The organism is Tengunoibacter tsumagoiensis (assembly GCF_003967535.1).
Classification (GTDB): Bacteria; Chloroflexota; Ktedonobacteria; order Ktedonobacterales; family Ktedonobacteraceae; genus Tengunoibacter; species Tengunoibacter tsumagoiensis.
Genome location: NZ_BIFR01000001.1, coordinates 38,637 through 62,882 on the forward strand (window position 1 = coordinate 38,637; position 24,246 = coordinate 62,882).

General features: G+C 49.0%; 21 protein-coding genes and 1 rRNA gene. 10 read left to right on the forward strand and 12 right to left on the reverse strand.

Translation table 11 applies throughout. The features are described 5' to 3' along the window. Positions 1–352: 352 nt before the first annotated feature. Positions 353–592 carry a hypothetical protein gene (locus EL628_RS00140; protein ID WP_126577789.1) on the reverse strand — a complete coding sequence of 80 codons (240 nt, stop codon included), beginning with the start codon at positions 590–592 and terminating at the stop codon, positions 353–355. Between the two features lie 418 nt (positions 593–1,010). After that, positions 1,011–1,928 carry a helix-turn-helix transcriptional regulator gene (locus EL628_RS00145; RefSeq protein WP_126577790.1) on the reverse strand — a complete coding sequence of 306 codons (918 nt, stop codon included), beginning with the start codon at positions 1,926–1,928 and terminating at the stop codon, positions 1,011–1,013. A 225-nt stretch (positions 1,929–2,153) separates the two neighbouring features. On the opposite strand from EL628_RS00145, the gene EL628_RS00150 reads away from it, so the two are divergent. Together EL628_RS00150 and rrf are read left to right on the forward strand one after the other, a co-directional pair. After that, positions 2,154–3,149, forward strand: coding sequence for a quinone oxidoreductase family protein (locus EL628_RS00150; protein WP_161975168.1), 996 nt, complete (start codon positions 2,154–2,156; stop codon positions 3,147–3,149). Positions 3,150–3,323: 174 nt separating this feature from the next. Beyond that, positions 3,324–3,440, forward strand: a 5S ribosomal RNA gene (rrf, locus tag EL628_RS00155). A 125-nt stretch (positions 3,441–3,565) separates the two neighbouring features. Here rrf and EL628_RS29670 read toward each other — a convergent pair. Continuing rightward, positions 3,566–3,721 carry a hypothetical protein gene (locus EL628_RS29670; protein ID WP_161975169.1) on the reverse strand — a complete coding sequence of 52 codons (156 nt, stop codon included), beginning with the start codon at positions 3,719–3,721 and terminating at the stop codon, positions 3,566–3,568. A 145-nt stretch (positions 3,722–3,866) separates the two neighbouring features. On the opposite strand from EL628_RS29670, the gene EL628_RS00160 reads away from it, so the two are divergent. From EL628_RS00160 to EL628_RS00175, 4 genes are all read left to right on the forward strand, one after another. Continuing rightward, positions 3,867–4,136: a hypothetical protein gene (locus tag EL628_RS00160; protein ID WP_126577792.1), complete on the forward strand. Its 270-nt coding sequence runs from the start codon at positions 3,867–3,869 to the stop codon at positions 4,134–4,136. Between the two features lie 312 nt (positions 4,137–4,448). After that, complete coding sequence (locus EL628_RS00165; RefSeq protein ID WP_126577793.1) at positions 4,449–5,192, forward strand: sugar phosphate isomerase/epimerase family protein; 744 nt, start codon at positions 4,449–4,451, stop codon at positions 5,190–5,192. 276 nt (positions 5,193–5,468) lie between these two features. Beyond that, on the forward strand, positions 5,469–5,810 hold the full coding sequence (locus tag EL628_RS00170; protein WP_126577794.1) for a hypothetical protein: 342 nt from the start codon (positions 5,469–5,471) through the stop codon (positions 5,808–5,810). 21 nt (positions 5,811–5,831) lie between these two features. After that, positions 5,832–7,028, forward strand: a complete 1,197-nt coding sequence (locus EL628_RS00175; RefSeq protein ID WP_126577795.1) for a M48 family metallopeptidase — start codon at positions 5,832–5,834, stop codon at positions 7,026–7,028. Positions 7,029–7,265: 237 nt separating this feature from the next. Here EL628_RS00175 and EL628_RS00180 read toward each other — a convergent pair whose 3' ends face one another. Further along, a complete protein-coding gene (locus EL628_RS00180) occupies positions 7,266–8,231 on the reverse strand; it encodes an alpha/beta fold hydrolase (protein WP_126577796.1) in 966 nt (321 codons plus the stop codon). Between the two features lie 306 nt (positions 8,232–8,537). Here EL628_RS00180 and EL628_RS00185 point away from each other — a divergent pair, with 306 nt between their 5' ends. Further along, positions 8,538–8,846: a hypothetical protein gene (locus EL628_RS00185; protein ID WP_126577797.1), complete on the forward strand. Its 309-nt coding sequence runs from the start codon at positions 8,538–8,540 to the stop codon at positions 8,844–8,846. Between the two features lie 30 nt (positions 8,847–8,876). Here EL628_RS00185 and EL628_RS00190 read toward each other — a convergent pair whose 3' ends face one another. The 5 genes from EL628_RS00190 to EL628_RS00210 all read right to left on the reverse strand — a co-directional run bounded on the left by EL628_RS00190 (position 8,877) and on the right by EL628_RS00210 (position 13,387). Beyond that, a complete protein-coding gene (locus tag EL628_RS00190) occupies positions 8,877–9,935 on the reverse strand; it encodes an LLM class flavin-dependent oxidoreductase (RefSeq protein WP_126577798.1) in 1,059 nt (352 codons plus the stop codon). Positions 9,936–10,017: 82 nt separating this feature from the next. Further along, positions 10,018–11,238, reverse strand: coding sequence for a cation:proton antiporter (locus EL628_RS00195; RefSeq protein ID WP_126577799.1), 1,221 nt, complete (start codon positions 11,236–11,238; stop codon positions 10,018–10,020). Positions 11,239–11,273: 35 nt separating this feature from the next. Next, positions 11,274–12,047, reverse strand: coding sequence for a Stp1/IreP family PP2C-type Ser/Thr phosphatase (locus tag EL628_RS00200; RefSeq protein WP_126577800.1), 774 nt, complete (start codon positions 12,045–12,047; stop codon positions 11,274–11,276). 84 nt (positions 12,048–12,131) lie between these two features. Next, entirely contained in the window at positions 12,132–12,500 is a 369-nt protein-coding gene (locus EL628_RS00205) for a PadR family transcriptional regulator (protein WP_245994195.1), read from the reverse strand. A gap of 254 nt (positions 12,501–12,754) precedes the next feature. After that, on the reverse strand, positions 12,755–13,387 hold the full coding sequence (locus EL628_RS00210) for a hypothetical protein (RefSeq protein WP_126577801.1): 633 nt from the start codon (positions 13,385–13,387) through the stop codon (positions 12,755–12,757). 378 nt (positions 13,388–13,765) lie between these two features. On the opposite strand from EL628_RS00210, the gene EL628_RS00215 reads away from it, so the two are divergent. Together EL628_RS00215 and EL628_RS00220 are read left to right on the forward strand one after the other, a co-directional pair. Next, positions 13,766–14,743 (forward strand): phosphate ABC transporter substrate-binding protein, encoded by a 978-nt coding sequence (locus EL628_RS00215; protein ID WP_126577802.1) that lies wholly within the window; start codon positions 13,766–13,768, stop codon positions 14,741–14,743. Next, positions 14,727–16,796, forward strand: a complete 2,070-nt coding sequence (locus EL628_RS00220; RefSeq protein WP_126577803.1) for a HAMP domain-containing protein — start codon at positions 14,727–14,729, stop codon at positions 16,794–16,796. Before EL628_RS00215 ends, EL628_RS00220 begins: the two co-directional genes overlap by 17 nt. A 127-nt stretch (positions 16,797–16,923) precedes the next feature. Here EL628_RS00220 and EL628_RS00225 read toward each other — a convergent pair whose 3' ends face one another. The 3 genes from EL628_RS00225 to EL628_RS00235 all read right to left on the reverse strand — a co-directional run bounded on the left by EL628_RS00225 (position 16,924) and on the right by EL628_RS00235 (position 21,067). Next, complete coding sequence (locus tag EL628_RS00225; protein ID WP_218028849.1) at positions 16,924–17,916, reverse strand: lytic transglycosylase domain-containing protein; 993 nt, start codon at positions 17,914–17,916, stop codon at positions 16,924–16,926. Positions 17,917–18,210: 294 nt separating this feature from the next. Continuing rightward, a complete protein-coding gene (locus tag EL628_RS00230) occupies positions 18,211–19,641 on the reverse strand; it encodes a glycoside hydrolase family 57 protein (protein WP_161975170.1) in 1,431 nt (476 codons plus the stop codon). 13 nt (positions 19,642–19,654) lie between these two features. After that, positions 19,655–21,067 (reverse strand): glycosyltransferase family 4 protein, encoded by a 1,413-nt coding sequence (locus tag EL628_RS00235; protein ID WP_218028850.1) that lies wholly within the window; start codon positions 21,065–21,067, stop codon positions 19,655–19,657. Positions 21,068–21,864: 797 nt separating this feature from the next. Between EL628_RS00235 and EL628_RS00240 the strand changes: the two genes are divergently transcribed. Then, positions 21,865–24,186, forward strand: a complete 2,322-nt coding sequence (locus EL628_RS00240; protein WP_126577805.1) for an MMPL family transporter — start codon at positions 21,865–21,867, stop codon at positions 24,184–24,186. The last annotated feature ends 60 nt before the right edge of the window (positions 24,187–24,246 follow it).

Below are 24,246 nucleotides of genomic sequence, written 5' to 3' on the forward strand. Positions count from 1 at the left end.
AGCGTGAGCCAAGTGATTGAATTGACAGGAACTGGTGTCTTGTTACTTCTCTAAAACCAGTTACTGTTCTGCTTTCCACTCTTCAGTTGTCAAAGTGCGACTGATCGAGAACCGTAGCTCTCGGGTGTCTCGCTCGATTGCTTTGTTTTGGCGTTCTCGCGACGACTGCTGTAGTATCTCACATTCCTCGGGGTCTGTCAAGCGTTTTCTCGTTGAGTTTTTTCGCCTGCCCCGAAAGTCCTTCTTCTCCGTTGTGTGGACGCTTCCGGCCTCTGAAGAGGGCTGAAAGACCTACGGACGAACCGTGTGGTCGTGCACATCATCGGGAAGGACAACTTCCTGAGGGGCCACGTTATCGTGGCACAGCCGGGGGTTTGCGGACAGGAGCACCCTTGAGAGAGTGATTGTCTGGAAACGACAGCTCACGGAGTATAGCACTCGGGAAAGGGGCTGTCAAGAGGGGGCTGACTTTTTGCTGGGCTTTGCTGGTTCGTGCAGAAGCGGGGAAGCGTTGGGAAGGGGCTCGTTTCAACTCCGCTCTGGTCGCCCCTTCATCACGCAACGTGACCATGGGCGATGGAGGGGCTGGCATGGTGCAGCTACACGTTCAGGAAGGAGACGCCCTACTTGTCTTGTCATATCATGCTCTATTTTGCGTATAAAATGATATCAAGTAGGGAAAGTCGCTTGTCTCTTTCCTCTGTTCCCACTCCGCTCTGTAAGCCCCTCCATAGCTCAAGTGGAAAACGGAAAATGGGGAAACGAAGCTATGGAGGAGCAACCATGGTGCAGAGGCACGATGTGGAAGACTCTCTATGTCAAGGAGGGCGTCTCTTTCCTCTCTCCCTTTTGCACCTACTCGCGTTTCATTCCCACCTCGAAACGAGACTGGGAGGAGCGAACATCGTGCGCCTTGCCTTCATATAAAAAAGGTAGGCTGCATTGTTCTCTGGGATCGATCCGCCGCAACAACAACGCGCGTGCCATTTCAAACATAGTTCATCCAGGCATTACGATATCATCTTGTGATATTGGCTCTCTCCACTCATTAACACGCTCAGTTTTGCTGCGGTGCCTTCCTGAGCCAGCGGAGTATAGACAATCATCTGTAAGTCAGGCTGCTCAGGCATGGGGAAAACCGTGGGGTGTAAGGCAAGACGTCCAACCAGCGGGTGATTGATTTCATAGATGCTCCCACAGTCCAGTACAATCTCATGCTCAGGCCACCAGGCGCGAAACTCTGGACTGGCTTGCTGCAACTCTGCAATCAACTCGTTCAACCATTGATCATCAGGGTATTGATCAGACCTGGCATGCAGAGAGGCGAGGCAGCGCCACGCTTCTCGTTCCCAATGAATCTCCAACATGCGTGAAGATGGATGCATGAAATGAAACCAGGGGGCATTGCGTTCTCTGGCCGTTCGGCTGGCATAATCCCCAAAGACCCGATTGGCGCTTTCATTCCATCCTACGACATTGAAGCGTGGATCGAAGAGCCTGGACGGATATATGAAGCCATCAAGAATAGCCTGCACAGTAGCATTGGGTACATATGTTTGATCCCCCTGTTCGCCCAGGAATGAGCCTGGACCTTGCGCCAGGCGAAACAAATGGCGGCGCTCCTCCTCATTGAGTTGCAAAATGGATGCGAGACGTTCTAAGACCTGATCGGAGACCTGAATATCCCGACCTTGCTCAAGCCAGGTATACCAGGACACGCCCACGCCAACTAATTGGGCAAGCTCTTCTCGTCTGAGGCCAGGAGTTCGCCGCCTCTGAAATGCTGGGAAATCAAACTGTTCTGGCTGCAGACGAGCACGACGGCTTTGTAAAAAATCAGCCAGTCCCGCCCGGCTCTTGATTCTTTCTCTCATAGGCTCCTCATGACCTCCCTGCACATGCTCTGGAGGCTGTGTCTTTCTAGACATATGATACAACACACTCCTGGTTACTGCAGAGGAATTGTTCCATACTCTCACCAGACAGACGACGTGATCGTTCTAGCACGTGCGCCAAACGAGGTTCGAGTCTCAGGCACGCAACGACTTCCGTTCAGAACTGATCCTGATGTACGACTGCTGTTCCGTTCTCGCCGAGAGCATCACGCGAGTCTGTAAACCTGTTGAAATCGAATGAAAAGAAAGACGAAAGAAATGAAGCTGGTGCGATATTACACTGCTGGAACGCCAGACGTTTTACAGATCGAGAATGCGGCTATTCCTCAGCCTGAGGCCGGTCAGGTCCTGGTCAAAGTCGAAGCTATTGATGTTGGGTATGTTGATACGCAGATGCGCAATGAGGGCTCACCGTGGGGAACCCCTACGTTCCCGGTGGCACCTGGCGACTATGTGTACGGGACGGTGGTCCAGACGGGGCCTGGGGTGAGCGAGGTTCAGGTGGGAGAACAGATTCTCGGTTTTGCGCCAGTGGGAGCCTATGCCGAATACGCGCTGGTACCTCTCGCACTCCGTTTTCAACCCTTGCCAGAGGCTTCGCTCTCGCCAGAGGAGCTGGTAACCCTCCCTGTTGCAGGCGAGACGGCGTATCATCTGCTGGCGACATCAGCGCGGCTGCGCCCTGGTGAACGGGTGCTGATCCACGCGGCTGCTGGAGGGATCGGACATTTTGCGCTACAACTGGCACGCGCCATGGGAGCAGGCCAGATCATCGCCACTGCCAGTTCTGCGACGAAACTCGACGTAGCGCAAACCCTGGGAGCTGATACACTGATCAATTACACCGACCCAGGCTGGACCAGGCAGGTCATGCAGGCGACCGAAGGGAAGGGCGTCGATATCATCCTGGATGTCGTGGGCGGTCAGATCCTGGTGGAAAGCCTTCCACTCCTGGCCTCCTTTGGCCGTCTCATTGTCTCTGGCGCAGCCAGTGGGCGTATTCCCGCCTTACCATCAGAGAGCGTCTTTCAACTCATGATGGGGCTGAAACGGATTGAAGGTTTTTCGTCCTTCACTCTCATGCAACAGCATCCTGATCTCATTGCACAGGGGAGACAAGCCTTTCGACGTTACGTCGAGCAAGGGAAGGTGCGCCCACGCATCATGCACACTTTCGCGCTTGAAGAAATTGCGAAAGCGCACCGCTTGCTGGAATCGCGGGCCTCGTACGGCAAAATCGTGCTTCATCCCTAAACCAGCGCGTACGGCCTATGGAACGCAGGGAGAGACAGCCATCCTCTCTTTCCTTGCGTCTCTGTTCAGGAAAATGCAGTCCTAGAAAAAAAGACGGACCAAAAGGGGTTGACAAAGCTCAAAGGTTCTGGTAGTATTCGTCTTGTTGAAAACGCCACCTGGCTATGCAGGTGAGCTGGTAGCTGTAGCGAAGAGGGTCCACCCGTTCCCATCCCGAACACGGTAGTTAAGCTCTTCAGCCCCGATGATACTCTGCGGGCAACTGCATGGGAAAATAGGACGCTGCCATCTCACCCGCCTAACTGGGCGGCGTTTTTGCTTCTCGCTTTTCTTTCAAGCTGGACGCTGCCATCTCACCCGCCTACCCGAGTGGCGTTTTTGCTTCTCTCTTTTCTTTCAAGCTGGACGCTGCCATCTCACCCGCCTAACTGGGTGGCATTTTTGCTTGTCGCTTCTCTTTCAAAGCTGGACGCTGCCATCTCACCCACCTCACCAGACCGCGTTTTTGCTTCCCACTTTCCTTTCACAAAGCTCATACGGCCCAACTCAACCAGATATTTTTGTTTGTGCAATTGAATGTAACTTCTCTGTTGCAGGGATCGTGTCTACCATGTCATGCCTTTTTGTTGTAGGTGAAGAGCATATGTATGCAGATGATCTTTTGATCATGGATAGTTGGATCGCCAGCTTCTATGAGAAGATCAAGAGGAGACAACGATGCCAGAGCGAAAAGAAAAAGATGAGTTAGATGACGTTGAGACTATCCCCCGTGAGCAGGCTGAACATGAGATCGAGGGTGCAGTTCATTCTATCAAAGAGGATGAAAAAGAGGAGCTCAAAGAGGCCGTTAAGAAGGTGAAAGGCTCAGGATCTCAGAAGAGCTCACAGAAGGATGAGCTGGATGATGTCGAGACAATTCCTCGCGAACAGGCTCAGAAAGAGATCCATGACGCAGTAAAAAAAGCCAGTCAGAAAGAGAAGAAGTAATTAAAAAGGCTGGCCAACAATGCTCGATCCAGAGATCTACTCATTCAATTCTTCAGGTTTTATATTACCCGCTTGAAGAAGGTAGATAGCCTTTGGATCGGGCTCTTTCTTCTATCTAGAGCACCTTCGCATACTCTCTTTGCCTGTTCCGCTGGTCATTCCTATCCTCTTCTCCTGTTGAATCTTACTGCTTATAAGCTTGCTAGCGAGGCGAGAGAGCAACCTGCAAAACATGATATACTAGGGGTAAGCCTGGACATATTTTAAAAGTCTGTCCCAACCTCCGTTTATTAGTTATTAGGAGAGTTTTTCATGACCGACATTGTAGGATTACAGTTATATACGGTACGAGACGAGACCGCAAAAGATTTTAAAGCAACGGTGCGCCGGGTGGCTGAGATTGGTTACGCAGGAGTAGAATTTGCGGGCTATGGCGATCTTTCAGCCACTGAACTGCAAGCTCTATTACATGAGACTGGCCTGAAAGCTGTTGGAACCCACGTAGGCCTCTATGCAATTGAAAATGATTTTGAGCGCGAAGTAGATTATTGTCTTGCAACTGGGAACAATCTTCTCATTATTCCCTGGATTGAAGAAAAATTACGCACTGGCGATGCATTTAAACGCTTCTCAGAATCTCTGAATTCTTATGGTCAGCGCTTACAAGAGCGTGGTATTACGCTTGCTTATCATAATCATGATTTCGAGTTACAGCCTGCTGGTGAGAGCACTCTGCTGGATCAGCTAGCTGCGACGACCGATCCTACTCTTGTGAAGCTTGAGCTAGATACCTATTGGGTCGCCTTTGCAGGCGTCGATCCCATCGCATTTATCAATCGTCATCCAGGGCGCATTGCAAGCGTCCACTTGAAGGATATGACGCCAGAGCGCACCTTTACTGAGGTTGGCGATGGAACACTGGATATTGCTGGCATCGTCCAGGCTGCCCGCAATTCTGGCACCCAGCGCTTCATTGTTGAGAATGATCAGCCTGCCATTCCTTCCCTGGAAAGTGCACAGCGCTCATTTGAAAATCTGCACAGTAGTTTAACATAACCATTTTTGCGTATCATGAAAGGCGTAGATAGAATTACCCCTATTTACGCCTCATAAAGAGGGTCCACGACGTCTATTATTAAGAGAGACAGGATTACGCTTCCACACCACAAAGGTAGGTGTATGCAAGGATAGCCCCCCTCCTGCACGATTCCGGTGTGCCCGTATGAGTTATATCTGGGGCGTGTGTAGATCTAAACATTGAAAGCGACCACACTGTCTCAGATGGCGTATCGACACAGCCAATCAAACGTGTAGAAAGTAGAGGCTTTGGTTATGAGTCACCTCTCATCTATTCCAGATTTTGTTGAAATAACCACTTTTATTCAAGAACGCGTGGCAACTTTACGCCAGCCAGCACGTCAGTGGGCTGACCTCGCTCGCCTTTCACTTCAAGGACAGCCGCATGATGCTCAACGCTTATCTGAATTGGAGGCGCGTATCAATGCCATCCGCGCAGAGCTACGAGGCGTTGTTCTGGTCGCCTCAGAGCATTTTACTGAGGAACAGCTCCATATTCTTCGTAAACAAGCTGGCATTAGTAAATTTGCCTGGCGGGCCTTTCAATCAAAACGTCCTGTTACGACAAAACATGGCTTTTCCCTCATCATCTACTAGCAAAGAAGGAGTATCGAGGGTATGGAGATCGATATAGAGCGGCAAGAGAAAGCACGCGAATACGCTCGTATTCACCGATGGATCTCATTTAGTAGTCTGGGCGTTGCAGCGATCTGTATTGCTATTATTCTGGGGACTGGTCTGGATAAGTGGTTTCGGGATGTTATTCAGAGCGCCGGTAGCTGGCTTCCTGCTCTACTGTGGCAGCCGCTTCATGGGTGGTATCCTGTACAGATCTTGAGCTATTTTTTGCTCATTTTTCTGGCTTACGAGCTTCTTACACTTCCATTGAGCTATTATAGCGGTTTTGTACTCCCTCATCGCTATGGTCTCTCCGTGATGAGCTTTAAAGCCTGGCTAAGCGATCAAGGGAAAGGTATTATTTTAAGCGTTCTTCTGGAAGGCATCTTTATTTCGTTAATTTATGCCTTGCTGGCTTTTCAGCCTCAGCTCTGGTGGCTCTGGGCGGCGCTCATTATTCTATTCTTCTCTGTCCTCATGGCCAATCTCGCTCCTGTGTTGATTATTCCGCTGTTCTATAAATTTACTCCGTTGCCTGAGGGTGAGCTCTCACAGCGCCTGATCGCACTGGCGGAGAAAGCTCATACGCATGTCCGTGGAGTATTTCTGATGCAGATGAGCAATAAGACTACAGCTGCCAATGCTGCTCTGATGGGCCTGGGCAATACACGCCGCATCGTTCTGGGTGATACGATGATCGATCGCTATACTCCCGATGAGATTGAGGTGGTTCTGGCGCATGAATTAGGGCATCATGTCCACCGCGATATCTGGAAGATGATTATTAGCCAGTCCGTACTGATGCTTGTTGGTCTCTACCTTGCCAATCTCTTACTCCATTGGATTATTGATGTACAACATGCCTATCTGGCTCTGACAGATGCTGCAACTATCCCTCTATTCCTGGTGCTGACGGCTCTGTTTAGTCTGGTGATTCTCCCAATCAGCAATACTTATACTCGTTCGATCGAGTATCAGGCAGACGAGTACGCTCTCCAGTCTACGCATAAGATTGCTGCCTTTAAAAGCGCGATGACCCGGCTGGCCAATCAGAATCTGGCCGATATTGAGCCAGCCGCCTGGATTGAGGTGCTCTTCCATTCCCACCCTTCTATTAGTAAACGTCTCAAACATGCCGATGAATTCGCTTCTCGCTCCGCTTATGAGGCCAGGGCCTCTTTAAGAGCCGATAATTGAACGTCTGCTTCAGCAAACGAAGCTAGCAGACATAATGAGCAGCGGCTGGTCTACGCCAGTTGCTGCTCACTACTCTGAACTGATTCACATCTGACAGAATACTGTCCTTATTGTACAGTTTATAAAACCTCAGCGCTGATCTGCAATTGTGGTCTTAAGCCGTTTTGGTACATTCTCTGGTTGAAAGCCTCTGGATCAGGGGAAGGCTCTATTCCTATATTTTTTTCATGACTCAATTTACAGTTGACTGTTCTTAATGTCGCGCAGGCTGTTCAGGAACAGAGCCAGTTGGTCAATCATGGTCATATGTCCAGCATTCGGTATGATGTAGATCTTTTTCTCCGGGGCATTGATCCTCTGAACATAGTCTTGCACAAGAGCAAGGGGTGTCTGCCAGTCCTGTTCGCCAGCGATGTAATAGAGAGGAACTTTATAGTCTATTGGAGCTGCATTTAAATCAAAACTTCCTAATAAATCCATTATTTCTTTATTTGCTTTATTTCCTTTGACCAAGGCAGATAGATCGGAGAAGCGAAAAAGAGGGCTCGCCCAGAGAGTTTTTAATGGAGAGACATTTGATTTCATTGTGAGATGATATTTCCCTTGCAGTTTGCGAAGCTGGAGCGATTTCTTCAGCCATTGCGGATCAGATTGCTCTCCAGGGTAGTCGCCAAGGGCCTCCAGCTTCTTCAGATCTCTCTGGTCGTTTGCCTGGACAATAGCTTCCTTCACTTTTGCATAGATGAGGCGCTCACTTGCAAGTTTATTAATTACCTGCCCTACTCCAATATAGTACTCAACCTCTTCTGGATGGTTCTGGACAAAAAGGCTGCCTAAAACACTTCCCCAGGAATGACCAAGGAGAACAATCTTCTGTTTGTGATATCTGCTCTTGAGATAGTGAACAATTTCCAGAATATCCTGGAGAAGTACTTCTAGAGTTGGGTAGCTCTCTGGATTCTTTGTCAACGTTTTTCCAGTTCCCCGTTGATCCCAATGGACTACGGTAAATAACTCTTCCCATCGGTCCTGAAATGCGTGTGCAAAGAGGGAGGCTGCACTTCCAGGGCCGCCATGCAAAAATAGCAGGACTGGATTCTCATCAATTGTCCCAGAATGAAAGAGATACTGGTGAATTCCGTTGATCAGGACATATTCCTCAACACCTGTAGCTTTTTTCGACTGCTTTTTCAATATGATCATCCTCCGATTGAATACTATCTTTGCCCATTTCTTGATTGCGATTACGCTAACAGGCATCAACACACGCATTCCACTCTCAATGGAGAGCTGGTATTTACTCAACTATCCTTGAACATTGTCAGTAGATCCAGGGTCAGAATATCGAAATATAGCTCTGCAAAAACTGGTAGTATCTAAATATACGATAATGTCATTCACATACAAAATGAGCATTAAAAATGTTGAATTCCCAATCTGTTTTTATTATTATTAATGATTATATAAGGTTGCTATGATTTCATAGTAGGAAGAAAAAAAGAAATCAAGATGAGACAGCAAGAAGAAGAACACGCATATAGCAATCAGGATGGCTATTCTGCTTCACATTATGGCAATCAACAACGGGAAAAACTACGCCCTGATCGGTCTTCCAGAAGACTGAAAAATATGCTTTTACCGATTATATCTATGATTTTTTTAATTGCAATTTATTTTGTTCTACAACAACAAACAATTATTCAAGAAAATGCAGGGATGGCTCAGTATGATCACACCTGGACATATATAGGATTTATCTTATTAATTGGCTTTATCATCACCGCTAATATCCTTTATTTACGCAGAAGACTGAAATAGGCAGGTATGGATTACAAATAGATGCTCTGCCTACAAGGGCAGAGCATCTTTAAGAGCTGCTAGTTGAGCGCCTGCCTCATCAACAGAGCCAGCAGGCATGGTGAGCAGCGGCTGGTCCACTCCTGCTGTCTCCCACTGTGCCACGCGTTCCGCAATCTCGTGAGGCGTCCCTACGATGGCAACGGCATCCAGCAGTTCGGGGCTCACCGCAGCAATTGCTGATTTCATCCCCTGCTTCCACCCCTCAAGCACTGCCTGCACATCGGCCTCATAACCATTCCGAGACAGCATCTGCGCATAATAGACGCCCATCTTCCCAATATAATATGCCAGCGGAGAAGCAGCAGCATTGCGGGCCGCCTGTCGTTCTCGCTGATCCGCCTGCTCGCTTAAGATAGCACTGGTAATAAACGGTGCAATCAAAGCGCTATGGGGTGGGCGGCCAACCTGCTCTGAACCTCTATCCAGCTGCCTGCGTAGCTCCGACCATCTTGTTGCTGGCCAGTAGACTGGCAAAACCCCATCGGCCAGAGCCCCAGTCTGTTCCACATTTTTAGGTCCCATAGCAGCAACATAGATAGGAAGATAGGCTCGTACTGGCGTAAAGCGGAGTTTAAAGCCGCGCTCAAGTTGGAAAAACTCCCCTTGATAGACCAGCTTCTCACCGCGCAGGATCATGCGAATGATCTCAATATATTCGCGAGTCCGCTGAACGGGCTTCTCAAAGGGAAGGCCATGCCAGCCCTCAATGACATTGGCACCTGAGGCTCCTAATCCAAGGATAATACGACCATTCGAGCGCTCGTCTAAGGTTGCTACGGTGCTCGCAAGCAGTGCTGGCGTCCTTGAATAAATATTGGCGATGCCCGCCCCAATTTTAATGCGTCTGGTGACACGAATCAGGTCTGCCATCGAGGTAAAGAGCTCATAGCCCCATGATTCACTGAGCCAGATCGAATCAAAACCAAGTTCATCCGCAATCTTGACCTTCTCGACTACCTGCTCCCAGGCCGCTGGAAAATTAGGCGAATCGGCTACCAGACCAATGCGTGAGCGATAACTCTCGCCATTAAGAGATACCATTGTCATAGCCTCCTGCTCCTTCAAATGCTAGACTACTTTCTTTCATACTTCCACCAGTATAGCTTATCTCCATTGAGGAAGATCTCCATCAATTGTGAAGCGAAGGTATGCGATGAAGAATAAAGCGCAAGCTAAAGCCCTGAACCATCAGCGTGAAGAAAACAACTGCATATGTAGCAAAGAGCAAAGCAGCCCGACTGGGAAGTTCCAGAGGCAGAGCCAGCACCAGTGCCAGAGAGAGGGCTCCACGCAGACCACTCCAGAAGATCAAGAAACGCCAGGAACGCAATCTCATCCCGGGCAGGTGCGCAGGGAGAATCAGTACCAGCAGATAACGCGCAACCAGCACCGCAGCGATGGCGAGGCCTGCGATAGAGAGATAGAGGGAGAGCTGAGCTGACTGTAGAAATTCGAGCGGATCGAGCTGAACGCCAACTAACAAGAAAAGGAGTGCGTTGGCAACAAAGGCAATCACACTCCAAAAACTGTCCACCACCTCGCGCGTCCTCTCCGACATAGCATGCATCTGACCATAGCTTCCAAGGATCAGGCCAGCCACAATGACGGCCAGAATCCCAGACATATGCAGATAGTCGGCTAAAAGATAGACGCCATATGCCGTCACGATGGTAATTGTGATCTCAATGAGAGGATCGTCAATATATTTCACAAAACGGCTGATCAGGAACCCACATAAGATCCCTACCACTATGCCTCCACCAGCCTGCTGTAGCAAGGTTAGCAGACCTTGACCGATCATCTGAAATGGGGTCAACTGCACATGATGAATAGATGCAAGCACAAAAACCAGCACGACCTGATACAGAACACCTGCCACACCATCGTTGAAGAGACTCTCACCCTCGATAATAGTTGATAGCTGCGCGTCGACCTTGAGCTGCCGAAATAAACCCAGGACGGCAATCGGGTCTGTTGGAGAGAGAATAGCTGCCAGTAGAAACGCATCAATCCAGCTAAGAGGCGTCAGAAAGCGCAACGGAACGGCAATGAGGATGGCTTCTAATAGCAGGCCAGGAACCGCTAGCAGAAAAATAGTCAGCCAATTATCACGCAAAGCTCGAACCGACATTGACCAGGAACCCTCAAATAAAAGGGCTGGCAAGAACACGAAAAGAACCAGGTCAGGAGTCAGGTGAAAGGGCCCTGTATTCACAAACAGGCTAATCCCCAGACCGACAACTACAAGACCAAGCGTATAGGGCACGTCCAACCGGCGCGTGATTAAGATCACAGTTAATGCAATGAGCAGAAGGAGAACAAGGAGACGGACAACAACGACAATACTCATCAAATTCTCGAATTTTCGATTCTATCGTATCAAATTTAGTCCAGTGAACTCACACGAGCGACGACTGCCGTAATATTATCCAATCCACCATGAGCATTTGCACAGTCGATCAAACGCTGGGCACTTTCCTGCGGCTCATGCTCCTCCAAAATAGCGCGTAACTCGTCGCTGCTCACAAGGTTCGAGAGGCCATCAGAACAGAGCAGAAAGACATCATTAGGCTGAATCTTCTCTGTCAGAAGGTCAATCTCTACGTTGGGATAAATTCCCAGAGCTCGCGTAATGACGTTGCGTTGAGGATGTACACTGGCTTGTTTCTCAGTAATAATGCCTGCTCGAACCTGTTCAGCAACCCACGAATGATCCTGTGAGAGCCGCAACACTTCGCCATTGCGTATAATATAAGCCCGACTATCCCCCACATTTGCAGCATAAGCTGTATCACCATGCAATGCTACGGCAATGCACGTGGTCCCCATCCCGGCGCGGCTGTTAATCGACTCTTCATTTGAGACCTGCTGGTAGATAGCTGCATTCGCGTTTTGAATTGCTTGCTTAAGAGCCTCTGCGGGATCTTCACCCTCATCTTGATAGTAAGCCTGCGGAATAGTTTCAACAGCCAGCTTACTAGCCACCTCACCCTTGGCATGTCCACCCATTCCATCAGCGACAAGCAAGAGAATGCCTTTGGACGCTAAAACAGCGGGATCCTCGGGGACCACTGAGGTCATACTATCCTCATTGTGATTGCGTGTACGGCCCACATCCGAACGCAAAGCTACCTCAACATGGGGGAGTATATCCGGCATAGAAAGCTCCTTTTACGAACACAGAAATTTTTTTAGGCATATTATACATGATTTGTCAGGACCAGTGGAAGGTTTCGGACAACTTTAAGAGAGGCCCCCTTCAAGTTGCCATAACATTTTTTTACCATGAGCTACTTGAACCAACTGCTCAAGGCGCGCCACTTCGGCTCTAACCACGCGAAGACCAAAATCTGTTAAGCGATAGTAGCGACGACGCTCATCATCTCCCTTGCTATCTGTACGCTCACCAGCCTCTTCAATCAATCCATCGGCAAGCATCCGTTTAATTGAGCCATACAGTGTGCCCGGACCCATACGCATTGTTCCCTCGCTACGAGCAACCACCTCTTGCATAATACTATAGCCATGGCGCTCACCATCTACTAATGCTAATAAAATATGCAGAACCGCTGGTGTAAGCGGGAGCATCGACAATGGATCACGACGTTGCACAGGTCCCAAAGCAACACCTCTTCTCCAGTAGTTCGTATCAGATGACTAGAGCGCAATACGCTTCTTCAACAGGATCGTATATATCCGTCTTTGATATAAAAAATCAGATGTAGCATACCCGCAAAAAGTCTTCTCTGTCAAGAACGCCAGATGAAGCGCTGCTTTTTCGCTAAAATAGACAGAAAAAGCAGCCCAAATTTATTTGCTCGGGCTGCTTTTTCTGTGCTCTCTACCTGTGCTCTCTACAATGTATGTTACTTCACATCAATAGTTATTGACATCGCAACAACAACATAGGGACACATTGCGTTTGGCCTACAGAGAACCATGCGTTGAAAATGAAGGTCTATACTTCCAGTACTTTGTGCAGTATAATGCCAGATACAGGCATTATATGTAGAGGAGACATAGCCAGATGGTTGCGCTAATTGGAGCCCTCCCTGCGAAGAAGTGGGGCCGATCCATTTGAAGCCCAGTGGAGCTCGAACTTCAATTGCATCACCAATGTGTGCCGTCACCGTCTGCTCAACGTCTTTTGGCTCTACAACGACTGTTGCAAGCGCTAAATCTGACGCTGGCTGCTGCGTTGTAGGACAGCCCTGCTGTGAGGTTGTCGCCTTTCCAGTTCCTCCGCTGGTTGTGCCTGGGGTGGGACTACTGATCGCAACACTGGTCGTTGATGTCGGCGAGACTTGCGGCGTCTCAGATACAACTGGCGAGGAAAACGATGTTGGCGTAGCAGAAGATTGGGGAGCATGGCTCGAGGCTGTTCCCGCTGCATCCTTTCCACAGGCCACACACATACAGGCAACAACTATCAGGCTGACCAGAAGGCCCAGGACTCTCCATATACCCGTTGGCTTTGTATTTCTCATCGCACGCATCATGCGAACTCCTTTTTCATTGGCAAAGTAACAATACTACAGTTACTCTTTTGACGCACTCTCAGAAAAAATAGTTCCCATATTGATCTTTCTTCCTATTACTAGAAAATCACTAGAAAAAAAGGATAAATCATCGTTTGAGCTTGATCTCATCAATAGAAAAGATATCACTAAAAAAAAGAAGATACAGACAAAATATATTCCATTTCGTCAATAAAAAATATGATAATTAGTTAAAAAGTCCTATGTTAACAATCATTTAAACTTGCCCATGCATAATCAATTTAGATTTTTAATTTAATTTTTATATGATTCCCCTTTTTATAAAAAGAGCCCTGGATCTCTTATTTAAAGGATACGGTCATGATAAGGAACAAGCAGATGAGCGAGCGTAAAGTACAGATTACCTATCTCCCGCTCTCTTTAACGAGAGGACATTCTATTTCTTGTGCCCTTTTGCTTGGCTGTCTGAGTTTTCTTCTCATTCTCAGCAGTTGTAGTACAGGGGTGGGGCAGACTGAAGAGGTAAGTGGATCACTCAATATTGTTGGGTCAACGGCCTTACAGCCTCTTGTCTCTGCGGCTGCAACGCTTTATATGAAGCAACACCCAAAGGTAAAAATTAAGGTGCAGGGTGGAGGAAGCAAGGTAGGACTGGATCAGGTTGCAAGTGAAAAAGTAGATATCGGAGATTCAGATCTCTATGCAGATCCAGTCAGTTATCCAGATCCCAATCTGACTGATCATATCGTCTGCGTTATTCCCTTTGCGATGGTTACTAATCCTGATGTCACAATCAGTTCAAATACGTTAACGCCTGACCAGATCGTTGGAATTTTTACAACCCGTACAATTACCAATTGGAAGGACGTTGGTGGGCCAGATTTAAAAATCGTTCCGCTGGCACGTACAAAGACTTCGGGGACGCGTGATACTTTTCGTAAATATGTCCTGGGGGGTCGCGATGAAAGCGATCTAACGACTATTGATTCTTCAACCGATGTCCGCGATACGGTGGCTAAGACCCCAGGGGCGATCAGCTATCTTGCACTGTCAGTTATCAATAGCTCAGTCCATGAAGTAGGCATCAATGGTTTTTTACCAACGCAGGAAAATATCTCTTCTGGTCGCTATACATTCTGGGCCTATGAACATATGTATACGATGAAGGATACTCCTTTGATCAATGATTTTCTCGACTATATGATCTCGCCGCCAGTGCAGAATGCCGCTGAGAATATTCACTATATTCCCATCAGTAATATGCACCTTCCAACAACGAACATTCCTAATAACTCTGGCAACTCATCCATCGCGCTCGTAGCTAACGAGGAGGTCTACAGTGAAAGCCGCCAATAGTCCACAAAAAGCGCAGCCGAACCCACCAGCCACTACTCTGCGCATCCGCTCCACGTCAAAACGTAGCAGTAACCTGCTGATTGATCTACCGATTGGAGCCCGTCTGATCCTTGGCTTTATTCTAGCCGCCTTGATCGCTTCTTTCGTGACAGGAGCCATTGGTCTACAAAACGCGAATTCGCTGCAAGGACAGGCCAATTTTTATCAGACGCTTCTACGGACCAATACGAATCTGACAACTGGTTCCAGCTATCTACAACTCATGAATGCTCAGATCACAACTATTTTAAGCACAAAAACGTCGGCACAATCGTCACAAGAAGATTTAACGAAACAGAAAGATGCACTAAAAAGTCTTTCCGATCGCTATGATTCTCTTCTGAATAGTTATGTCAATAACGATATTCTGGTCAAACACCCCGATCAGATGGCTCTACTGAATGCGGCCAATCATAATAATCAGATTCAGCAGCAGGAAACGCTGGCCGCCAGTACCGTTCGCACCTGGAGGGTGTACAATACTGCTCAGAAGCAGATTCTTCAGGCTATCGATACGGCTCAATGGGATGAGGCTGCCCATATTCAACAGATTCAAGGCGAGTTCATGAACACTGATACGACCAGTGCTCTACGAGCTTTGATCCATTTTAATGGAAAGCTGGCAACGTCCGTTGAGGATGCCGCTGTCGCACAACAGCAGATGCAGTTTATCTATACAGTCGTTGGCTCTGTGATCGCCTTTATCTTGATCCTGGTGATTGGTTGGTTGATCTCTGGAACAATTATTAGCCGCCTGCGCCACCTGCGTCAGGTAACGCTTGCAGTAGAACAGGGGCAGCTCGATCGGCGTGTCAATGTGGTGGGTCGCGACGAGATTGCTGATGTCTCGGCTTCGGTCAATGCCATGCTCACCGCCATCGTTGGTCTGCTAGAGGAGTCGCGCAACCAGCGCGACGCACTTACGAACGCAGCTGAACATCTTTTCTCAGATATGCGCGTTGTAAGTGCTGGTGATCTACGCATCAATGCGCCCGTCAGCAATGATCCTATCGGGATGCTGGCCAATGCCTTTAACTTTACAGTTGGACGCTTCCGCCGCTTTGTACAGCGCACCAAGGCCACTGCAGAACAATTAGATGTGCTGGTACGTCAGGAGATCGAGCGGGCTGAGGCTTTCAGTCAGGCTATTCAGTTGCCAAAAAATGCCCAACAAGCATTTTCTCCACAACAACCTACTCCTCTCACTAACCAGTTTGCAGAAAACCGTTCCCTGCGCTTTAATGTAAAAGAGACGATGCGCTCCCCAGAGATTGAGGATGGGAAAAACGCCGATCTGACTCTGCAAGTGAAGAAAGCTCGCGAGCGCCTCCAACAGCTCTCGGGAGACAATATGCTCCGCCATACGAGGGCTGTCATTACGATGGGAGAGCAAATTTCACACTCAATCACACGACTCAGTAAGTCGTTAAATACACAGAGCGATACATCTAACCGTCAGGCTGCTATGGATGTGATTCAGATGCAGGTTCGTGAGCTCCGCTTACTCGAGACGGTTCTTAAACGCATGATATCTGAGTTTCAGAATGTTCAAAATACATCTTCACAGAGCTTGCAAGACCTTGACAATGATCTGAACCACCTTGCCAATGCAGTTCGCAATGTGAAGTCAAAGAGTGGCTCTGAGCCCTCAAGTACTGAGCTATCAGAGATTATTCGTCTCAATACGTCCTTTGCCAATGATGTCATCGCTTTTGCCCGCCAGGTGGCGATTCAGGCACAGGAGATTCGAACTGGTATTATCTCCTTTCAGTTGGATACGGTTGAAAGTGGAAATGCTCTTGGCAATACGTCGTTTCCAGGTGTTGGTCCTGTTTTTCCGAATAAGGGCTATAATCTGGCTGGCGATATGCAACGGCAATTTGGGGGCAATCCACCTTCTGGCTCTCAGTTTCCTTCACCCGCAAGCTCGCAGTTTCATGCGAACAATTCGTCATCAGGCAATCGACCTTCCGGGTTCAGATATCCAGAGCCTCCCTCCGAGCGCCAATTCTAAGGCCACCACACAATTTCGCCAGTATACGATCTGTGGCACCAGTGCAATTAGCTTGATTGCGCTGGTGCCACAGATCGTATGGTATACAAAGATAATGCGAGATAGTATTCTCAGTAGCCGGGTCCACTTACCCCATAATGATGCGAACGTAGTTTTGTGTCTCTAGAGGCATAAAGGCCAGCCAATTCGCACCACCAAGATTAATAGCTCGCTGTACATTTCCTGGGCCAGCATTATACGCTGCCAGACCTTTTGCGTAATCACCACCAAATTGAGCTGCCAGACTTGCCATATAACGTGCAGCTCCATACAGGGCTGAAACCGGATCGTAAGGGTTGATGCCGAGACCCGCGGCTGTACTGGGCAAAAACTGCGCAATCCCAACTGCTCCAGCTGGTGAGACCGCATAGGGATTGAAACCACTCTCCTGGTTAATCTGGCGCACAAAAGCATCCGGTGGGATTCCTGCCGCAACGGCTGCCTGCTGAGCAATGGCTATATACTGACTTTTTGGGAGACTGGCTGGCGCGACTGGCGCAACTGGTGCGGGGGCGGTCGTTGCAGGTGCCTGGATCTGTGGGCGAGAGATAAAGCTCAATGCCGACTGTTGCGAGGCAACCCAGCGTACAGCCCCACCTACCATCGGCATCTCATTCTGACCATTTCCCAGTGGAGAGAAAAACAGAAATAAAGTCATACACACAGCCCCAAGGGTCAGAGCTGTCACCAGCCCATGACGCACTGCTCCTCGTAAACGCGAACCGTTCTGAGCAGCGCCACGAGTCCGTTCTGGACGTTGACGCGAACCAGGGATGACAACTGCTGGCCGCACCGCCTTCGACTGCATAGTCCCCTCTAAAGCAGAAATAAGCGAGGGTGGCTGGGCAACTGCCTGTAAAGGGATAGTAACCGTTTTATATGACACCGCCTGTAGCGGTTGAATAGGTTCTGTATGTTTGTCAAGAGAGATGGCTGCAAAGGTCTCTGTGGTTGGTCGTACCATCTCGGTCTCCGATGGCAAGCCTGTAGGGGGAATCACCTGCAGCTTTTGCGAATAGCGCTCTCGTGACAGATCGGCCTCTTCGCCAGGGATTGGCCGCAGAGAGTGAAATTGTGACATGGATCTACCTCTTACCATATTTAAGCGTACACGACAAACCAGTTCTGATGCAGAGTCTAACTAACTGAACCGGTATGCGTCAATTTATTGGGGCAAAAGGGGGTGAAAAGTCATGGTTTACTGGCTGAGTTTAACCACCCTGACATATGTTTAGCAAAAAAGAGGCACTAACTAACGCCAGAACGGTTGTTCGTTTCCTTCTGTAGCGGCAGATGGTTTCTACCCACTACAGAAGGAAACGAACAACCGTCCCTACAAGCATGTTGATGATATACCGCAAAGAGAAAGCAGGTGTTACAGGGTCGCAGATCTGCTACGGCTGCGTGATGGAGCCTTGATGGTGGCCGCAAAGGCCTCCTCATATTTCTGCTCACGTTCGCGGCTGCGAGCGACCTTTCCAGCTTCTACCTGGCGTTGAAGGCGTGCTGGGAGATAGGGTTCAATGGCCCGTAAGGCATTGAGATAGACCTGCTTCTGCTCATGGATGACACGATTTGGACCCAACGACCACCATTCAGAAGGGGTAAAATAGGCTGAGACCTCTGCTTCAGGTCCGCTGCGTCCATACCATTGAATCAAGTGGAGATTATCCGACTGGGAGAGCCAGAGCGCAAGATCGATAAGCTCCGGGTTATCCGTCAGTTTAGCCATGCCATAGACATGTCCCATAAGTTGAAGAATGTGTTGTTGAGCCTCATTCCCCAGAAAGAACTCCATTCCTCCACTCCCCGCCCAGGTCGTTGGATAGATCGGCAGGGGAAGATGATAGGCGTTCTGCCGATGACGCTCGATCAATTCGCTTGCGGTATAGGTTGTGACGCCTCGTTTTGTCAGCTCGCCGGGAAGCGCACGCATAAAATCGAAGATGCCACTATCCCGCCGATGATGTTCGCCAAAGGTCTCAAAATCCCAGCCCAACAGGAGCAGATCCCCCCATGTATGGGCCAGCCAATCAGCATAGGTATCTGCAAACAGTGGATACCCGGACCAGCCTCGATTGGAGAAGCGGTAGCCAACATCATCACTCAGTTCTAGATGACGGGTCAGCAGGAAGGGCGGCTGTCCCTCACGCTCCGCTTCGCCCGCGGCCAGACGCCTGGTCCGAGCACGCCGTTTCTTCTCCTGAATTGGCAGAGCAAAGGGCTCGGGATCTTCCCCATAGCGATAGAGATGTGTGCTCTCGCGCCAGTCCATCACCCAGGGCCGTCCGTCCATGACAGCCCCTCGAAAGCCTGCCGCATCAAGAGCATTATAGAGCGGAGCCGACATACACATCTCGGTCGTATCGGTCACCACGGGGCGCTTCCCAAAGATTGTCTCTAATTCTTGCGCCATCTCGAGCATCCGCGTAATAAAGGCTGGCAGATCGAGCAAGAAGAGAAAACTATGATAGGGCTCCACGCCGATCAACTCGACGTTTTCGTGGGCCACCAACTCTCGAAACAGGTCCAACAACGTTGGATCCCAGGCAGCCGCCTGCCGTACAAAAGAGAGAGAGAAGCCAATCGAAAGCTTCATCCCTTGTTGCACCAGATCCAGAAACATCCGTGTCGCCGGATAATAGCTATACTGCGCTACTTTTCGAAAGTAGCGCTCGTTCATCCGTTCGTCAAAAAGACAACGAGCAATATCCTCAGCTGAAGCACCCCGTGGGATCGGTTGAGCGGGGAGCTTGAGGCGACGTGGTTGGTGAACCACCGTGTAGATCGCCAGATCCGCAACCATGCTAACCATCCTCTCACATCACACTGCTATGTTCAACACCCTTAGCCTGTCCGGCTTCTCTGGCCATACTGGCACGTACAGGAGCATCACTGATGACATCAATAACACCAGAATTCACCAGGGTGATATTCTGTTTGCGAGCCAGAAACTCCAGTTTTCCAATCATATTTTCAATGACGTGATCCCAGACAAACTGCTTTGCAGTATATTGTCCAGCTACACGCATACGCTCTTTCTCTTCTGGATGCCGATTCAGGTAAAGCAGATAGCCAACGAGCTCATCAGGATCATCGGTCTCGGTGACAATGGCATTCTCAAAAGAAACTGCATAATCTTCGCCCGTGGAGCCCGTGACAGCAATCCCTTGCGCAGCCATTACCTCTAACGCAACAAGACCAAATGGCTCGTGACCACTATTCGCCAATGTAGCGTCCGCCGCCGCGTAGGTTGTACGCACAAACTCTTCGGGAAGGAAGAAACGCAGATTATAGATATCAGCCGGGCCAGCCTGCTCAATCGCATCCAGACACTGGGAGAGCGTTGGTCGATGAGCAACGACGTCCTGAATATGCAGGCCACGATGATAGGCATGCCGGAAAACGTCTGCACCATGAGGCTCAATACCACCGCGCACAAATAAGGTCACTGGATGGCCGCTCTCTTTTAAACGTGCGACTGCCTCCATAGCCATAATCCAACGCTTGTCTGGATCAAATCGACCAATCTTGAAGAGAAAGAGACGATTTGGATCACCCCGATGCGCAATAGTGCGTAAACGCTCAACATCTTTAGGATCGACGGGGTTGAGGTGACGGGATGGGATACCATTGGGGACGACAAGCGGATTGACTCCAAGATTCCACATTTTATGCTTCATATACTTACTAACGGTGCATAAGGTGGTGACAAAATTCAGTCGGCCCCAGTTCACCCTGTTCAACGACATCAGGCTATTCAGGTTCCAGAGCATCAGGACTTTATCGCGAACACCAAACCAGTGCAGGAGATCTGAGGTCAGACACATGACTTCTGAGGTATGCCAGTCTTCTCCCAATACAACCACGGTCTTGCCCTCAGCTACAGCAGGGCGCACAATATCCGTAAATATATGGTAAGGGACACTTTCGTTATAATCGTATAGCTTCTGCTCTTCACCATCATAGACACCGTTGGGATAATACTTACTTACCCACTGCGACCAGCGTTTCAGTATCAGGCGTCCATCCAGGCGGGTCTCAACCGCTGGCTTGTAGGGATCACCAATAAAAATGAGATGTGTGGTGTATCCCTGTGAGGCCAGCGCCTCACTCAGTTCGGTAACCCGGGTCCCCAATCCACCAGCCGTAGAATAGACATCGGGCCCTTCAAAACAGAGCAGAACAAATAGCGTATTCTCTGGTGATATTGCTCCGTCTAGCTTCATCATGATAGATTGTCCTCATTCTTTTTTTTACTTGTTTGAGAAGGACAGGCTGAGCATCCTTCCTTGAACAATAGGCCAGCAGCACGCAATGCGAGAGACACTGAGTGTTGGCACTATGCGCGGAGCCTCGATATCGTAGAGGTCACAAACCCTGCAATGCCTTGCCATCGTTCTTCGGCTGTACTCCAGAGGCCTTGCCAGCAGCAGCAAGCAGACATGAAATACATCTACGTGTAGTATACCACGTTGCTCATAAAGAAACGTTAAGAAACGTCGTTCTCAATGCGAAGTATAACATATACCTCCTCTCTTGGACGCGTTGCATTCCTTTACACACTCCCAGTCAACTACACTCGCTGTTTTCGATTCAGGCGGTTCTACAATATCTTCTCCGCAAACTCAAACATCTAAAAGGCAGATCCTTTCTTTCTTCTTAACGAGAAAGTCACCAGGAAAGTGTACGCTAAAGCCGATCAGGCAGACAATCTCCTATGCTCGCGGCGAATGATGAGGCCCTCCCCCAAAAGAGGGAGAGAAAGATCCCGATCTCAAGCGATAACTTCTCACGCTCTATTCGTTACACTTTCCTCATCAACAAGTTATGGACCCAAAAGGAGAAACAATATCAGACTCTCTCTTCGTGGTCAGCATCATTACACAGCGGCTCATCATCTGTTTACGCATCAACCAGGTTCATCCAGGCATACACTATCCACTCTATGAATAGCGCATCCGCTACATCTGTCACCGTTACCTTTTTTAGAAAGTTGTTCAGTTTCATATACCAGGGATGAATAATAATGGAGAACAATACTCAACAGGATTCTCTTGCCCAGGAGGCACATAATCCGATCAAACAACGTAGTGCTAACAGACTTGGCCTGGCTTATGCCCGCATTATTTATCGTGTGCGTTGGCCAATGCTGCTCCTCTGGCTCATTATCCTGGGCCTGAGCCTCCCTATGTTGCTCAACTTAGGCTCTGTTTTACAGGGAAATACCTCGATCGACAATACCAGCGAATCCAATCAGGTTGATCAGTTAGTCCAACAAAAACTCAATCGACCAGGTGCTCAACTCCTGGTCGTCTTCCAGGCGGAGACGATGCTGGTCAGCGATGCACGTTATCAACATGAGCTCCAGGATTTCATCACTCAAGCCAGGAGCTTTCCCCATGTCAGCAGTATTGAAAATGGGGGGACTGGAAAAGATGGCACAAGCACCTATCTTGTGGTCAATTTTGATAAAAATAATACGATCGATAGCCAGTTGGGCGATTTTCAAAAGCTTGTCCCTCAGGGAAGCGCTGCCACGCCTGCTCATGCGTATGTGGCAGGAGCAGCTAAAAGCAATCAAGAATATATTACGACCTTGCTTAAAGAGACCGCCAGGTCAAAAGCCATTGCGCTACCGATCGCTCTCATTGTACTGTTGATTGTCTTTGGCTCACTTGTTGCCGGGCTTATGCCTCTCTTGCTGGCCATTACTTCGGCTATTGTTTCACTCGCTCTTATTACGGTGATTGGTCACTATATCTCCACAAATGTCTTTATTATTAGTGTGGTTTCTATCACTGGATTGGGAATCTCTATCGATTATAGTCTCTTCATTGTACGCCGCTTCCGCGAAGAATTGGCGCGCAGCAACAATAATGAAGAGGCGATTATCTGGACGATCGCTACGGCAGGGGAGGCAATTCTCTTTAGTGGGCTGACGGTAATGATTGGTTTTACGGGCTTGCTGGTCTTACACGTCAGTTTCCTTAACTCCTTTGGTCTGGGCGGACTGATAGTAGTAGGCTCCGCAGTCTGTGCAGCTCTGACGCTGCTCCCGGCGATCTTGAGCATTCTGGGGAGGCGAGTTGATGCATTACGCATTCCGTTCCTGAGCCGTTTCGTGGGTGTGGCCCCCAGGAAGAGTGCTGGTCAGGACGTCTCGCATGAGGTTCGCCAGAGCTTCTGGCATTACTGGGCTCTGAGTATCATGAAACATCCTCTACTGGTGTTAACTGTTGTCACGCTTGTTCTCCTGACGTTAGGCTGGCCTATCTTCTCACTGAATATTGGGACTCCTGATACCAGTGCTCTTCCAAAGGGAACGGAGTCACGTCAGGCGTATGATATTCTCTCCGCTCAATTCTCCTCTTTTAGCAATCGACCTGTGGAGATTCTGGTGCAGAGCTCTGATCATTCCAATATATTGAGCTCGCCGAATCTCGAGAAGGTTGCGAACCTGACCAACTGGCTACAAAAACAGGAACATATCACCAATGTCACAGGCTTACTCACCCCTACCAGAAACACGCAATTAAACGAGCAGCAACTCATGGTGCTCTATAGCACTGGCACGTATCAACAGCAACCTGCTCTGGCTCAATTTGTGGCTGCTACCACGGCTGATGATACAACCCTGCTTAGTGTAGAGAATAATACGCAGATTGATAGCAGTGCTGGAAAAGCGTTGATTACGCATCTGCGCAGTGACCATACGGCTGCGGCTCAAGGCTTACGTGTTCTGGTTGGTGGTTATCAAGCCAGTAGTCTGGACTTTACGAATTCTCTCTATACAAATTTTCCGCTTGCAATCGCTTTTATCCTGGCCTCAACCTTCATCTTGCTGGCTATTATGTTCCGCTCAATTCTGATCCCTCTCAAGGCGATTATTATTAATCTGCTCTCAATTGGGGCTGCCTATGGGGTACTGGTCTTTGTCTTCCAATGGGGTAATTTTCAGTCGGTACTAAACTTTACGCCCAATGGCTTTATCGATAGTCCAGTTCCCATCCTGCTCTTCTGTACGCTCTTTGGACTTTCAATGGATTATGAGGTCTTCCTCTTGAGTCGTATCCGCGAAGAGTGGCTCCATACGGGTAATAATACGCAGGCAGTGGCCTATGGTCTGGAAAAGACTGGCGGCACAATTACCAATGCCGCTCTCCTCTTTCTATTGATCTCGGCCTCGTCGATCTTCTCATCCCTAATCACGACCCAGGAATATGGGATCGGCTTGACGGTAGCCGTTCTGATCGACAGTACTATTATCCGCGTCCTCCTTGTGCCTGCAACGATGCGCCTGCTCGGTAAGTGGAACTGGTGGCTACCAGGGGCACGAACCATGTTATAACAGCTTTTGTTCTTCTTTATTACGGAAACAATCACGGAAACACAATCACCCGGACCATGG

Coding starts and splice junctions, on each gene's coding strand:
- EL628_RS00165 (WP_126577793.1), top strand. CDS start 4,449: ATGACCGACATTGTAGGATTACAGTTATATACGGTACGAGACGAGACC.
- EL628_RS00240 (WP_126577805.1), top strand. CDS start 21,865: ATGGAGAACAATACTCAACAGGATTCTCTTGCCCAGGAGGCACATAAT.
- EL628_RS00230 (WP_161975170.1), bottom strand. CDS start 19,641: ATGGTTGCGGATCTGGCGATCTACACGGTGGTTCACCAACCACGTCGC.
- EL628_RS00215 (WP_126577802.1), top strand. CDS start 13,766: ATGAGCGAGCGTAAAGTACAGATTACCTATCTCCCGCTCTCTTTAACG.
- EL628_RS00180 (WP_126577796.1), bottom strand. CDS start 8,231: ATGATCATATTGAAAAAGCAGTCGAAAAAAGCTACAGGTGTTGAGGAA.
- EL628_RS00175 (WP_126577795.1), top strand. CDS start 5,832: ATGGAGATCGATATAGAGCGGCAAGAGAAAGCACGCGAATACGCTCGT.
- EL628_RS00170 (WP_126577794.1), top strand. CDS start 5,469: ATGAGTCACCTCTCATCTATTCCAGATTTTGTTGAAATAACCACTTTT.
- EL628_RS00200 (WP_126577800.1), bottom strand. CDS start 12,047: ATGCCGGATATACTCCCCCATGTTGAGGTAGCTTTGCGTTCGGATGTG.
- EL628_RS00195 (WP_126577799.1), bottom strand. CDS start 11,238: ATGAGTATTGTCGTTGTTGTCCGTCTCCTTGTTCTCCTTCTGCTCATT.
- EL628_RS00235 (WP_218028850.1), bottom strand. CDS start 21,067: ATGATGAAGCTAGACGGAGCAATATCACCAGAGAATACGCTATTTGTT.
- EL628_RS00140 (WP_126577789.1), bottom strand. CDS start 592: ATGCCAGCCCCTCCATCGCCCATGGTCACGTTGCGTGATGAAGGGGCG.
- EL628_RS00190 (WP_126577798.1), bottom strand. CDS start 9,935: ATGACAATGGTATCTCTTAATGGCGAGAGTTATCGCTCACGCATTGGT.
- EL628_RS00160 (WP_126577792.1), top strand. CDS start 3,867: ATGCCAGAGCGAAAAGAAAAAGATGAGTTAGATGACGTTGAGACTATC.
- EL628_RS00225 (WP_218028849.1), bottom strand. CDS start 17,916: ATGTCACAATTTCACTCTCTGCGGCCAATCCCTGGCGAAGAGGCCGAT.
- EL628_RS00145 (WP_126577790.1), bottom strand. CDS start 1,928: ATGTCTAGAAAGACACAGCCTCCAGAGCATGTGCAGGGAGGTCATGAG.
- EL628_RS00210 (WP_126577801.1), bottom strand. CDS start 13,387: ATGATGCGTGCGATGAGAAATACAAAGCCAACGGGTATATGGAGAGTC.
- EL628_RS00185 (WP_126577797.1), top strand. CDS start 8,538: ATGAGACAGCAAGAAGAAGAACACGCATATAGCAATCAGGATGGCTAT.
- EL628_RS00150 (WP_161975168.1), top strand. CDS start 2,154: ATGAAGCTGGTGCGATATTACACTGCTGGAACGCCAGACGTTTTACAG.